The organism is Propionimicrobium sp. BV2F7, from assembly GCF_000510445.1.
GTDB classification, from domain to species: Bacteria; Actinomycetota; Actinomycetes; order Propionibacteriales; family Propionibacteriaceae; genus Propionimicrobium; species Propionimicrobium lymphophilum.
Genome location: NZ_AZIS01000004.1, coordinates 189,433 through 202,383 on the forward strand (window position 1 = coordinate 189,433; position 12,951 = coordinate 202,383).

Consider the following 12,951-nt stretch of genomic DNA (forward strand, 5'->3'; position numbering starts at 1 on the left):
GATAAGTCGAGGGGTGGGCGAATGCTCAAGAGAAGTTGGATAAATAAAAAGACACTGCTGGCCAGTGGCGTCCTAGTGGGCGCCATTGTGCTGGCAGTTCTTTTTTCGTCGACAATTTTCAAAACCGTCGAGGTCGACTCGACGCCCGAGAATGGTCTTAATCTCTTCCCGACTCCGGTGGCGAAGATCTCGTCAGCCCCTAAGGTATGCCACAGCAAGACGATTGCTGCAGCCCCGAAAGATATCGAGGAGAAACTCGAAAAGATCGCGAAGGACCACAATGTCACCCTGGAGGCTGCCTGGCTGGATCCGGAGAAGGGCGTTGTAAGGATCGGATCTGAGGACAACCTGCCCGCCTGGTCGACGATTAAAGTTCCGATTGCCCTAACCGCCACGAGAATGGGCAAGGGCGAGGAGCTAACCCAGCCGATATCCACGGCAATTCGGGTTTCCGACAACGACACGGCCACAGCCATCTTCGAGGCCTTAGCGCCATCACACTTCGAACGCCTACAGCTGGTGGACGAAACGCTGCAGTCTTGCGGCGACGAAACCACCAAACTGAACGGCGAGGCGTTCGGCATGACGCTCTGGGACGTCGCAGATCAGGTGCAATTCTTGTCTAAGATGCCCTGCGTCGATAACTCAGACCAGGTGATCGAGGACATGTCCAACATCACTGAAGGCCAGCGTTGGGGCATCGGAAAAGCCCCAAATCCGTCGTTCAAAGGCGGCTGGGGCGACGCTAACGGCGTCCATACCGTCCGCCAGATGGGCTGGTTCACTAAGGAAAACGGCGAACGCGTAATCCTCGCGATCGCGACCATCTCACCCGATCAGGCGAGCGGGCAAGATGCGATAACCGAGATGGTTAAGGAATTTAACGCTTAATCCACACGACGGCGTTGTTACCGCCCGTGCAGATCGCCACCCCATCGGATGTGCTGCACGACATCGTGTAGTTCTTCTCAGTGGTTGGGCTGTAAACCTCTATCTCGCCGTCACCGTGACGATCGAATTCGCTGAACACGTTGTCGGCGAACGGGCAGCTGGTGACGTCATTTACCATGATGCTGCTACTGCAAGATTTGGTGGCGCCCGTCGGCGGCCAATCAATGCGGCGAGTGACGGTCACTGTCGGCTCCGGATCCACCGTCACAGTGGTTTTTGCGCTAGCCGAGGGCACGTTCGCCGGTGAGGACTTCTGGTCGGAGTCAAAAAATCCGAATGCCATGAACCCCAGCAGGGCAATGATGGCAATAGAGACGATCACGATCAGAGCGATCAGAATGCCGTTGCCACCCTTCTTCTTCTGGCCGTTGCCTGGGCCGTACTGCCCTGGATACTGCGGAGGATACTGGCCAGCCTGGAACTGTTGGTTTTGCGGCGGGTAGTGACCCTGCGGCTGCCCACGAAACTGTCCCTGGGGCTGGCCGTAATAGGGGCCGTAATGTTGCGGCTGACCCTGCTGAGGGTAAGGCTGGTTTGGGGGCAAGTAAGGGTTTGGTTGATTCTGAAACTGCGGGGGCATCGGTTGGTTGTACTGGCCTTTATTTCCATTTCCCTGCGGAAAATTCTGTTGTTCGTTGGCCATGGTTATCTCCAAACTCCCGATGCCGATAATCTGTTCAGTATGGTAACAAAAGCAACCCGACACCAGGATATCCATGCGCGATAAATCAAAGCTACTGGCTGTGCTTGTCCTGCTATTGGTGGCCCTTTTGGGGTTGCTGCTTTTCGTGTCCTCGAAGCATATAAAACCAGAACGGGTTGAGCCGACGCCCGCTTCTCGCTACGAAACCGCTTCTGCGCAAACTAAAGAACCTGATCCGACCCAGGTGATCGCGTGCGATTCGACGCCGCTGCACTCACCGTCGAACAAGAACCTGACGTCCGCCATCCAAAGCATCGCCGCAGACCGGGGTGTGATGATCGAGGCTGCCTGGCTTCGGGAAGATGGTTCCGTCGAGCGGATCGGCGGCCAGGAGACTCTCCCTGCTTGGTCGACGGCTAAGGTGCCACTCGCGTTAGCCGCTACGGATGCGGGGCTAGGAGGTCAGCTCTCGGCCCAGATCTCTTTGGCGCTGCGGGAGTCCGACAACGAGGCTGCGGACGCGGTCTGGAACAACCTAGGAACAACCGACGCTGAACGAGCCAACGCGGTTACACAGGTTTTTAGGACAGCCGGCGACGACACAACGGTTCCCAGCTATCGTATCCGGGCCGGATTCAGTGTTTTCGGCCAGACCGAGTGGGACGTCCACAACCAGGTGGATTTTTTGAAAAAGATGCCCTGCCTGACCGGCTCGGGACAAGTGATCGAGGACATGTCGAACGTATCTCCTGGTCAGCGCTGGGGACTGGGCACGCTGCCAGATGCCGTTTTCAAGGGCGGTTGGGGTCCCGACCAATACGGCTACGTCGTGCGGCAGCTCGGTTGGTACACCGGCGCAGAAGGACGCGTTCCCATCGCATTCGCAGTTCGCGCGGCAGATTTCGGGCAGGGACAATCCGTGCTCAACCAGATCGCTGCCGCCCTAGAGGCAAGCTAGCCGTTGTAGGCGACGCCTGCCTCGACGAATTCGTCGGCGAGCTCGGCCAGATTCTCCGGATGAATGGGTGCAGAAAGGCTACCCAGAACCGACGTGGTGAAGCCAGCCTTTGCCGCATCCAGTGCGGTTTGGCGAACGCAGTAATCCGTCGCGATTCCGCAAACGTCGACGTCCTCGACGCCGTGCTCCCTCAACCAATCTTCCAGGCCCTGTCCCTCTGACGTGCCGCCGATTGTTCCCTCGAAGCCGGAATACGCGGCTTCGTACGATCCCTTGTCAAAAACCGCCTCGAAACCGAAACCGCGGATGGCCTCGTGCAGCTGCTGACCGTCGGTACCCACGACGCAGTGCGGGGGCCAGCTATCGACAAAATCCGGGTTGTCTGAGAAGTGCGAACCAGGGTCGATGTGGTGATCGCGGGTTGCCACCACGTGATCGTAGTCCTGCAACTCGAGCATCTTCGCTAACTTCTCTGCCACATCATTGCCGCCGCCAACTCCCAGCGAACCGCCCTCACAAAAATCGACCTGGACGTCCACAACAATCAACGCATTAGACATTTTTCCTCGCTAAAAAATCTGCTCGAGCCCGAAAGCCAGCGAGCCGTAAAAACAATTAGATACGCAAAAGGCGAGGCCCGCGAAACGAACCTCGCCTTTTAGCGAATTATTTACTTAACGCTGGTGCCAGCGGAACCCAGCTGCTGGCAGGACTCGATAACGCGATCGACCATACCCTTCTCAGCTGCACGGCCCCACGAACGCGGGTCGTACATCTTCTTGTTGCCGACCTCGCCGTCGATCTTCAGAACACCGTCGTAGTTCTTGAACATGTGCTCAACAACCGGACGGGTGAAGGCGTACTGGGTGTCGGTATCGACGTTCATCTTGATGACGCCGTAGCTAACAGCCTCTGCGATCTCCTGGTCGGTGGAGCCGGAGCCACCGTGGAAGACCAGGTCGAACGGACGATCCTTGCCGTACTTCTTCGCGCAGGCGTCCTGGATCTCCTTCAAGATGGACGGGCGCAGCTTAACGTTGCCCGGCTTGTAAACGCCGTGAACGTTACCGAAGGTCAGAGCGGTGATGTAGCGGCCGTGCTCGCCAAGACCCAGCGCGTCGATGGTGTCGAAGCCATCCTGCGGAGAGGTGTACAGCTTGTCGTTGATCTCGCCAACAACGCCGTCTTCCTCGCCACCAACAGCGCCAACCTCGATCTCGAGGATCTGCTTGGCCTTGGAGGTTCGGGCCAACAGCTCACGGGCGATTTCCAGGTTCTCCTTTAGCGGAATGGCGGAGCCGTCCCACATGTGGGAGTTGAATAGCGGGTCCTCGCCGCGGTCGACGCGCTCCTGCGAGATGGCGATCAGCGGGTTGACGTACTTGTCCAGCTTCTCTTTCTGGCAGTGGTCGGTGTGCAGGGCGATGTTGACGTTGTAGTGCTTGGCTACAACGCGGGCGTATTCGGCAAGAGCAACAGCGCCGGTGACCATGTCCTTGATGTTCGAGCCGGAAGCATATTCAGCGCCGCCAGTCGAAATCTGGATGATGCCGTCAGACTCTGCCTCGGCGAAACCGCGGATGGCCGCGTTCAGAGTCTGCGAAGATGTAATGTTGATCGCCGGGTATGCGAAGCCTTTTTCCTTCGCACGGTCAATCATCTCTTCATAAACTTCAGGAGTAGCAATACCCATTGCTTCTTCTTTCTACTAGTTGTTTTCTAACCAAATGCTAGCTGCATGCAGCAATCATTCATCAGGATCTATTTTGTTGTAAGTCTCTCAAACACCGTGTCCCTCACCAGAGTTCGTCCACTTGACTGAGATCCATACCAAAACGGCCCCTAGAGTTGGCGCGGAGGATGCCGTCGATAATCTCGGGGTTTGCATCCAAAAAGATGATCGGAAAGCTGCGTCGCCCGTCTTGCCATTCGAAAACAAGGTTCGGGCCCGGGTTGAATCGCTTATCGACGGCTTTCACCAATTTGATCGATGAAAATCGGATTTTCTCACCGCTTGGAAACGCGACGCCCTCGTTGTCCAGCAGGAAAGCTGGCCCGGGGATGATGGACTTGGCCACGCTTCGCGCCCTCGCCATTTTCATGACCGACACAAGCGCCATCACCATCGAGTAGCAAAGCCCCGCGATGAGAATCCAGAAAAACAGTTCGTCCGATTTCGGCTTCCAAATGAAATAGAAGACGATAGTCAACACGATGCTGACGGCCAGCGAGATTAGTCTGCTGTTCATTTTCGAGCGCATATCAGCTGCCCGCTCGGCCATGTTTTTCTGCGTGAAACTAACCGAAAAACCAGGCATTTGGGCGGGCCGCGCCAAGCGCTCACGCATCAATGTCTGGCTCATGTCACCTAGCTTACCCTGTTTGACGTTTGCACCGAGAGGCAGGTTGCCTACGCGAGCGCCGCAGCCATCTTTTCAATGATTTGCTCCAACACCGGACGCGGAGTGCCGAAGCAAAGCCTTAGCCAGCCCTTGCCGACGTCTCCGCATTCTGCGCCATCGGTAAGCGCGACACCCGCCTTCAAGAAGTGTTGGCGCGGATCTTCCAGGCCAAGGCCGCGGACGTCGAGCCAGGCTAGGAATGTGGATTGCGGAGCGATCATCTTCACGCCGGGCAGCTTCTTCTCCACCGCTTCAATCAGATAGTCACGATTTCCACGAAGGTAGTCGACTAGATCGTCGAGCCACTCTTCGCCGTCGCGATAAGCGGAGATCGCCGCTACGACACCGATTGGCGCGGACTCGTGGATTATGCCGTGACCCTGGCTGGTCATCCACCTCTGCTGCTCGTCGTTGGTGACGACCAGCTGGGCGCATTTGAGCCCCGCAGTGTTGAACGCTTTGGAGGCGGACAGCGCAGTGACGGTGTGCTGGGCTGCGCTCTGGCTGGTGGACGCGTACGGCACATGATTGCCGTCGAGCACCAGGGGTGCGTGGATCTCGTCGCTGAATACCCAACCGTTGTGGGCGTCGACGATCTTCGTGATCTTACCCATCTCTCCAGCCGTGACGACCTTGCCGATGGGGTTGTGCGGGTTACATAGAATCAGCACGTTACCGCCGTCTTTGAAGGCCTGATCGATGGACTCGAAATCAAATTCCCATGAATCTTCGGTTTGGATCATCGGGACCTGAATCAGCTCGCGTCCGCAGACACCAGGGATGTCGACGAACGGCATGTAACAGGGCGTCGGGACGATGACTTTGCCGTCGGGCACCAGATAACTGAGCATCATGGTCAAGCCGGTCAGCACATCGGGCAGCCAATGCACACGCTCGGCAGGCACGCTCCAGCCGTACCGTTTATCCAGCCATTGCGCGGTGGCCACTTTGAGTTCTTTGCGCATGTTCATCGGCGCGTAACCGGTCATCTCTTTATCGATGAAATCCACAACCGCCTTACGCACCGGCGCGGCCAGACCGAAATCAGACTCGGCCACCCAAGCGCCGTCAGCTGGCTGGAACGCCGTCCACTTCAGGCTGCCCGCCTCTTGAAGTTCTTGGGCGTCCCTGGCATCCGCGCGCTCGGCGAATGTTCCTGGACGCTGGCTAACCGGCACAAAATTCTTAGTCATGACTTCTCTTTTTTCCGTACTGCCACTGTTTCGACCATTCGTACATGGCTACGGCGGCCGCGGCGCCCGCATTCATCGAACGGGTGGAACCGTACTGGGTGATTGCCACGAGACGCTCGCAGGCGGCGAGCATCTCGTCGGTGAGCCCAGGACCTTCCGAGCCGAAGACCAGACAGCAGCGCTCGGGAAGTTGCGCTTCTTCGAGCGGCACGTACCCCGGCAGATTGTCGACGCCGATTAGGGTCAGAGAATTCTGTTTACAGAACTCCACGAGCGCGTTCTCGTCAGGAGCGTGGTGAACATGGATATATCTGTCGGTAACCATTGCCCCGCGCTTGTTCCAGCGGCGCTTGCCAACCACGTGCACGCTAGAGACGTTGAACGCATTGGCAGTTCGCACGATGGAACCGATATTGAAGTCGTGCTGCCAGTTCTGAATGGCGATATGCAGCTCGGCGGGCGCCCACTTATCGCGTTGGGCGTCCAACTCGGCGACGATGGCGTCCATCTTCCAATAGCGGAACCGATCGATTACGTTCCGGTGGTCGCCCTCTGCTAGCAGCTCCGGGTCTAACCGCTCGTCGTCGGGCCATGGACCCTCGTACGGGCCCACCCCGACCGTGGGAGCGGTCGGGTCAATTGGCTTCTTGTCTTCTTCAGAACTCACTTTTCGGGATCGACCTGCCCGTACGGGTTGGTGCCGCTGGCCGGTGGCTGCTTGTATTCGACCGGATCGGGAGCGGGAGCCTGAGAGCCGAACTGATCAGCGCTGTAGCCGGTCTGCGGATTGGTGCCTTGATCGATTACAGGTGACGAATTAGCGCCTGGGAAGCTGAAACCCTGTTCCTTGCTCATGGTGCTGCGGTCTTGGCCGGTGTAGCTGGGCAACTCGCCGGAGTTCCTGGATTCGTCGGTGACAGCATGATCTTGCACGGAGCGGTTGCCGAAGTCGACCGTCGGGGCCTGGCGAACGTTGGTGTCGCGAACCTCGAAGTAGCCGGCCTCCTTGAACCCACCCATGTTGGCCAGGATGTTATTCGGGAAAGACTGGATCTTGGTGTTATAGCTGCTGACAACAGCGTTGTAGTAACGCCTGCCGTTAGCGATGCGGTCTTCCGTCTCCTCCAGCTGGCTAGCGAGCTGACGGAAGCCAGCATCCGCACGCAGCTGCGGGTAGGCCTCAGCGGTGGCGATCAACTTGTGCAGGACGCCGGTCAGCTGATTCTCTGCCGCAGCACGCTGCTCGCCACTGGCTCCCGCCTGTGCTGACTGGTACGCGTTGTTGCGCATCGCGATCACGCGCTCAAGCGTCTGGGATTCGTGGCTCGCGTACCCCTTAACCGTCTCGACCAGATTCGGGATTAGATCGTAACGACGGTTCAATTCGACGTCGATCTGACGCCAGGCCTGCTCAACCTGGTTGCGCAGCTTCACCAAGCCGTTGTAGGCGCCAACGCCCCAGCCGATGATGCCTACAACCAGGACGATAAGTACGATCACAATTATTAGAACCGAGGACATCGAAACTCTCCTTAAAGCAGACGAAAATTCCAGCTACAAAAACTTTAACCGCCGCCACTGACAAAAAGTCGCGACGCAAAATTAAATATCGAGCTCTTCGACTCCGTACGCGTAGCGGTATTCCAGACCAGCCTCGCGAACTCTTTCTTCTGCTCCCGTGCTGCGATCAACCACGACGACAACCGCGACCGGTTCGCCGCCTGCCTCACGAACGGCTTCTACGGCAGTCAGGGCAGAACCGCCTGTGGTGGAGGTGTCTTCCACAACCAAAACACGACGACCCTTGACGTCCGGGCCTTCGATGCGTTTGTGCAGGCCGTGCGACTTGGCTTCCTTACGGACGACGAAAGCGTCCAGCCGCTCGCCTTCGGCTGCTGCGGCCGCGAGCATGGAGAAGGCGACCGGGTCAGCACCCATCGTCAGGCCACCGACGGCATCGAAATCTAGGTCTTTAGTGAGTTCACGCAGAACGCGCCCAACCAGAGGTGCGGCCGCGCCGTCCAGGGTAACCCTGCGCATGTCTACGTAGTAGTCGGCTTCGCGACCGCTGGCCAGCGTCACCTTGCCTCGGACTACGGCTAATTCATTGATGGCTTTAAGAAGTGTTTCCCGATCAGTCATACCAAAAAGCATAGTCGTCAGGGCCGACAATTTTTAACACGCTATCTAGCGCGCTTACCCAAATACTTCGCGAAACACACTGAGCGATCCCCAGTGGGCAGCAGATCCTGGCTAGTCGTCAAGGTCAGCATGGGCATGGTGGCGCGCTTGCCTTGTTCTCCAGGCACCTCATCCAGAACCCAATCGTCGTCGGAGCCGACCGTTAGCCGATCCGGCGAAACCACTACCTCATACTCAAAAACCTCTTTGCAGGTCTCAAGCTGAATCGCATCGCCGACCTTTAAGTCGAGAAGATTCCGGAACGGCTCACCGTTCGTCAGGCGATAGCCGGCGATAGCTGTGTTACCTACCTGTCCGGGAGCTGCGGAGTCCGGGTAGAGCCCGACTCCCGCGGAGAGCTGGTCTCGTCCGATGCCCTCCAGAATCGGATAGCGCTGGTCGCCGATCTTCAACACTCCGACGACACTCGGCTGGGTTCCTGCAGCGCAGGCATCATCGAACTCGGCGAGATTCTGCGCGATTTTATTTCGGCCCAGTTGATTACTGCCAATCAGCTGCCAGGCGGCAAAAGCCGCCACCCCAACCACGACGGCCACGAGCCCAACCCACGCCATGCGCAGAACCCAAGACTTCGATTTCTTCTCTGCCACAAAACTAAGGATATCCGGATTAGCTAAACCGCAGGATGCCGTGTTTGCTTGCCACCGGGGACGGCTCGGCGTCAGCATCCGTGAACGCTTCGGCTCCTGCAATGAACCGGCCGATCTTTTCCGAGCCGATGTATCTATACGGCCAGATGGCTTTGGTGGCTTCTTTTTTGATGTCGTCTAGGGGAATATCAGCCTGGCTCGCTCCGAGCAGCAGGTTGCCAAACCTGGGCTGGTTAAAGATCCTGGGTTCGGCGCCAACCACGACCTCTTTAAAGAGCCAAGCCAACCCCGCAACCACCCGTCTCGTCCAGTCGAACGGGCGCTGGTCTATGACATTCATCAGCAACAGACCGTCAGGCGTTAAGACCCGTTTAATTTCGGCAAAGAACTCGACGCCGACAAGTTCCTTGGGCACGCTCGCCGAGGAAAAGGCGTCGACGATTATTACTTGAGCGAAATCGTCTCTCATGCCAGCAATGCCGGCTCTGCCGTCCAGTGGACGAACCTTGATTCCAGACCTGAGCGGAAGCGGCAGTTTTTCTCGCACTGCCGCGGTCAAGGCCTCGTCAGGTTCCAGAACGATCTGCGGGGAAGTCGGACGCGTCACGCTTACGTATCTAGCCAAAGACATTCCTGCCCCACCCACGTGAACGACGCGATAGCGCTGGCCTGAGGGAGCTATCTGATCTAGAAAATCGGCCATTCTTTCCATGTACGGAAAAATGAGTTTCGTCGGATCTTCGACGTCCACATAAGACTGTGGGACGCCATTGATCTCCACTATTACCCCGTCATCTTCTTCGATGAATCTGACAGTATTTGCATCCATATTGTTAGCTCATTCACTTTTTCTTTTTACCTGTGTAAATAAGTTACAAAATTTTTCCTGATTTAGGTAACTTATTTTCCTAATCTCCGTTCCAAGCGATTCTTCAGCATCTTTAGCCCTAAAAAGCTGTAATTTGTTGGAGATAACGCGGAGAATTTTCATTCGCTATGCCGCCACATATCAGCTATCAACGAGCCTCTGACTAGGGAGAACTGATCCAGTTATTTCACCAACTGGAATAACTATTCCATTTTTCTTTAGTTCCTGTTATTTTACGAATCACAAACGCCTACTTTTCACCCCCAGAAAATCTTGGAGTCTTAGATTTCATTAGTAGATCGGCCAGCAGATGATACCTATAACAGAACGCATATCGAACATTCTTCCTAAGTTACGCCCTTCCGAGCGTTCTGTCGCCGAATTGATTCTGCATAATCCACCTAAAGCTGCCGCCAGCACGATATCCGAGCTCGCCAATGCCGCTTTCACATCAAAAACAACAGTAATGCGTTTCGCCCAAAGAATCGGGCTTTCCGGATACTCTCAGATGCGTTACCTGCTCGCTCTTGAGGCCGGGAAGCGTTCGGGGCACGACTGGGAGCTGACAGATAAAGGGGCCGACGCGCTATCTATAGACGCCAGACAGTTGGCCAAGCTGCAACTCGAGAACATTCGCGACACCTTCAATATGTTGGACACCAAGTCGCTTGAACGCGCGATCAAGATCTTAGCGAAAGCCAAGCGCGTCCAGATCTACGCTCCAGCAGATTCGGCCGTGGTTGGCTTTTTTCTGTCGCAGGTTCTCTCCGACGCCGGGGTCATTTGCGTCGTCTACAACGACTACGAGTCCGGGCTAGCAGCGGCTTCCAGTCTGATGGATAGCGACGTCGCCATCGGCATGACAGGCACCGACGACGTCGACAACCTGGTTAGCTCCATCCGCTGCGCCAAGAATGCAGGCGCGAAGGCAATCGCGTTCACCACGTCCTACAATTCACCGCTGGCAAATGTCGTCGACGAAGTTCTCGTATCTGCGCCAGCGAGCGACGCCGATCTTTTCGGTGGCAGCGCATTCCTGGGTCAGATCGCCCTGATCAATTGCGTGCGTTCCGGGATGAACTTGCTGGCCGCCTCGTCTCAGGCCTGAGCCTTCAGGAATTCCTTCACTTCGTCGGCATTCCTGTACGAGGCCTGCGCGCCCACCTTTTTCGTGGCAAGCGCAGAAACGACCGCAGCTAGTTTGGCTCCGTCAACCAGGCTGTGGCCTGCCGAGAGGGTGCAAAGCAGAGTGCCCATAAAGGAGTCTCCGGCACCAGTGGTGTCTACGGTCTCGACCCGAACCGCCGGAACGTCGAAGATCTCGCCGTCCTCCAGAACCTTTGAGCCATTTGCCCCGAGGGTCAGCACCACGCGATCACAATCAAGTTCGCGCATGGCCTTTTCCAAGTCCTCGCTGGATTCGGCGTCTAGTTTGCGACCGCTGAGCACCGCTAGCTCGTGTTCGTTGACGATCAGCACGTCTACCTGTTCCAGCAGCGAATCCGGCACCTTGACGATCGGCGAATAATTCAACACGACCGTCTTTCCAGCCTTGTGGGCGATTCTGGCGGCCTCTTGGACCGCCTCGATCGGGGCTTCCAGGCACAACCCCAAAACATTTGCCTCGCGAATCAACCGGCGCTTCGAATGGACCATTTTGGCATCTACGGCGTTGTTCGCGCCCGCCGAATAAACGATGGTGTTCTCCCCCGCCTTATCGACGGTGATCAGAGTGGATCCCGAGGGCTGCTCTACGCGTCTAATGCCCAGCGTGTTGACGCCGGCTTTCTGCAACGAGGCGAGCAGCAGATCGCCATGGCCGTCCAGCCCAACCGCACCGATCAAATTGACGTCGGCACCAAGCAGCGCACAGGTCACCGCCTGGTTAGCCGATTTTCCTCCGGGCAGAATGGCCAACGGACCGCCAACAACGGTCTCCCCCGGCTCAGGAAGACGCTCGGTCTCGACCGTCAGATCAGCATTAATGGAGCCAACCACGGCGACGGGCGCGCCGAGAGATTTTAGCAAATCAATATTTTTAGAAGAACCTTTAGTTTCCACAAAACACTCCTCTTTGAGTTCCTATTTTTGATTATTTATTTTTTCAACTGACGCTCTAGTAACTAGTCGCATAGGCAACACGGCATTCTCGAAAGAACGTTGATGAGATTGAGAAATTAGAGCTTGTAAAGCAGCCGTCGCCATTTCACTAACTGGTTGACTCACAGTCGTCAATCTAGGCGAAAGCCAATCACATAGCGGTATATTATCGAAACCTATAATTGAAAGATCTTTTGGAATATCCAAGTTAGATTCTTTTGCTGCCCTGATTAATCCAACCGCAATGATATCGGAACATGCAAAAACAGCAGAAACAGAAATTTTCTTATTTACCAAAGCAGGAAGGATGGATGCACCAAAGGCTTCACTGTAAGGACCCCTGAATACAAGATCTTCCGAACACGCAAGCCCATGAGCCTTCATAGCTTTACGGAAACCAAGCTCTCTCTGCTCCGCCGAGGATAAGCCTACAGGACCTCCTACTAAAGCAATATTTTCGTGCCCGTTTACTATTAGGTGACTTGTAGCCTGATAAGCACCATTAAGATTTCCAGAAACGACATAAGGAAGTTTATTAAGAGATTCCGAACTTAAAACTATTTCATCAACCATAACGAATGGCTTATTAAAGCTAGTTACGTCGATAACCTCATCCAGCATATTGTTTCCCACATACAATATGCCATGAATCGAATCATTTTTTAAAACCGCTTTTAATGTAGATATTTCACTAGCCAAACCACCACCGGTCAGATGAACCGATATCTGCTTATTTTCAAATTTTGCAGCGACAACTATCTCATCGGCTAAAGACGCAAAAAAAGGATTAGTCAGGGATGGAACCAATAATGCAATTGAATTTAAACTCGGATCTTTTTTAAGACGAGGACTCCAACCCACTTCAGACATCGCATCTTGAATTTTTCTTGAAGTATCTACCGTGACATTCAGCTCGCCCTTGACATACCTAGACACGGTAGAAGTGGAAACTCCTGCCCTTCTCGCTACCTCGCGCAGTGACGCCCCCATAGAGATCCAATCCTTAAAAACCTTGCATTTGCAATACCAAACATATATCATACC

General features: G+C 55.5%; 15 protein-coding genes. 3 read left to right on the forward strand and 12 right to left on the reverse strand.

Annotated elements, in window-relative coordinates:
* Positions 1-21 precede the first annotated feature (21 nt).
* Complete coding sequence (locus HMPREF1255_RS09395; RefSeq protein ID WP_016455204.1) at positions 22-891, forward strand: hypothetical protein; 870 nt, start codon at positions 22-24, stop codon at positions 889-891.
* Here HMPREF1255_RS09395 and HMPREF1255_RS09400 read toward each other — a convergent pair.
* Positions 881-1,594, reverse strand: a complete 714-nt coding sequence (locus HMPREF1255_RS09400; protein WP_024111212.1) for a hypothetical protein — start codon at positions 1,592-1,594, stop codon at positions 881-883. The two genes, HMPREF1255_RS09395 and HMPREF1255_RS09400, sit on opposite strands and share 11 nt — an antisense overlap.
* Before the next feature lie 73 nt (positions 1,595-1,667).
* Between HMPREF1255_RS09400 and HMPREF1255_RS05255 the strand changes: the two genes are divergently transcribed.
* Positions 1,668-2,552 (forward strand): hypothetical protein, encoded by an 885-nt coding sequence (locus HMPREF1255_RS05255; protein ID WP_024111013.1) that lies wholly within the window; start codon positions 1,668-1,670, stop codon positions 2,550-2,552.
* On the opposite strand, the gene HMPREF1255_RS05260 is transcribed toward HMPREF1255_RS05255, so the two are convergent.
* The 9 genes from HMPREF1255_RS05260 to HMPREF1255_RS05300 form a co-directional block, all read right to left on the reverse strand.
* Positions 2,549-3,112: an isochorismatase family protein gene (locus tag HMPREF1255_RS05260; RefSeq protein ID WP_024111231.1), complete on the reverse strand. Its 564-nt coding sequence runs from the start codon at positions 3,110-3,112 to the stop codon at positions 2,549-2,551. The two genes, HMPREF1255_RS05255 and HMPREF1255_RS05260, sit on opposite strands and share 4 nt — an antisense overlap.
* Positions 3,113-3,222: 110 nt before the next feature.
* Positions 3,223-4,245 (reverse strand): class II fructose-bisphosphate aldolase, encoded by a 1,023-nt coding sequence (gene fbaA / locus HMPREF1255_RS05265; protein ID WP_024111277.1) that lies wholly within the window; start codon positions 4,243-4,245, stop codon positions 3,223-3,225.
* A 103-nt stretch (positions 4,246-4,348) separates the two neighbouring features.
* Entirely contained in the window at positions 4,349-4,915 is a 567-nt protein-coding gene (locus HMPREF1255_RS05270; protein ID WP_155948485.1) for a hypothetical protein, read from the reverse strand.
* A gap of 47 nt (positions 4,916-4,962) precedes the next feature.
* Positions 4,963-6,147, reverse strand: a complete 1,185-nt coding sequence (locus HMPREF1255_RS05275; protein WP_024111066.1) for a MalY/PatB family protein — start codon at positions 6,145-6,147, stop codon at positions 4,963-4,965.
* On the reverse strand, positions 6,140-6,787 hold the full coding sequence (locus HMPREF1255_RS05280) for a TrmH family RNA methyltransferase (protein WP_051112330.1): 648 nt from the start codon (positions 6,785-6,787) through the stop codon (positions 6,140-6,142). Before HMPREF1255_RS05280 ends, HMPREF1255_RS05275 begins: the two co-directional genes overlap by 8 nt.
* A 23-nt stretch (positions 6,788-6,810) precedes the next feature.
* The gene (locus tag HMPREF1255_RS05285; protein WP_024111251.1) at positions 6,811-7,668 is read right to left on the reverse strand and encodes a LemA family protein; all 858 of its coding nucleotides are present in this window, start codon (positions 7,666-7,668) and stop codon (positions 6,811-6,813) included.
* A gap of 81 nt (positions 7,669-7,749) precedes the next feature.
* Positions 7,750-8,289, reverse strand: a complete 540-nt coding sequence (pyrE, locus tag HMPREF1255_RS05290) for an orotate phosphoribosyltransferase (RefSeq protein WP_036917207.1) — start codon at positions 8,287-8,289, stop codon at positions 7,750-7,752.
* 41 nt (positions 8,290-8,330) lie between these two features.
* Positions 8,331-8,939 (reverse strand): class E sortase, encoded by a 609-nt coding sequence (locus tag HMPREF1255_RS05295; protein WP_024111217.1) that lies wholly within the window; start codon positions 8,937-8,939, stop codon positions 8,331-8,333.
* 19 nt (positions 8,940-8,958) lie between these two features.
* Positions 8,959-9,768: a spermidine synthase gene (locus HMPREF1255_RS05300; protein ID WP_016455193.1), complete on the reverse strand. Its 810-nt coding sequence runs from the start codon at positions 9,766-9,768 to the stop codon at positions 8,959-8,961.
* A gap of 349 nt (positions 9,769-10,117) precedes the next feature.
* Between HMPREF1255_RS05300 and HMPREF1255_RS05305 the strand changes: the two genes are divergently transcribed.
* The gene (locus HMPREF1255_RS05305) at positions 10,118-10,915 is read left to right on the forward strand and encodes a MurR/RpiR family transcriptional regulator (RefSeq protein WP_024111176.1); all 798 of its coding nucleotides are present in this window, start codon (positions 10,118-10,120) and stop codon (positions 10,913-10,915) included.
* On the opposite strand, the gene HMPREF1255_RS05310 is transcribed toward HMPREF1255_RS05305, so the two are convergent.
* A complete protein-coding gene (locus tag HMPREF1255_RS05310) occupies positions 10,906-11,868 on the reverse strand; it encodes a ribokinase (RefSeq protein WP_024111088.1) in 963 nt (320 codons plus the stop codon). The genes HMPREF1255_RS05305 and HMPREF1255_RS05310 overlap by 10 nt on opposite strands.
* Before the next feature lie 21 nt (positions 11,869-11,889).
* Entirely contained in the window at positions 11,890-12,897 is a 1,008-nt protein-coding gene (locus HMPREF1255_RS05315) for a LacI family DNA-binding transcriptional regulator (RefSeq protein WP_024111094.1), read from the reverse strand.
* Positions 12,898-12,951 lie beyond the last annotated feature (54 nt).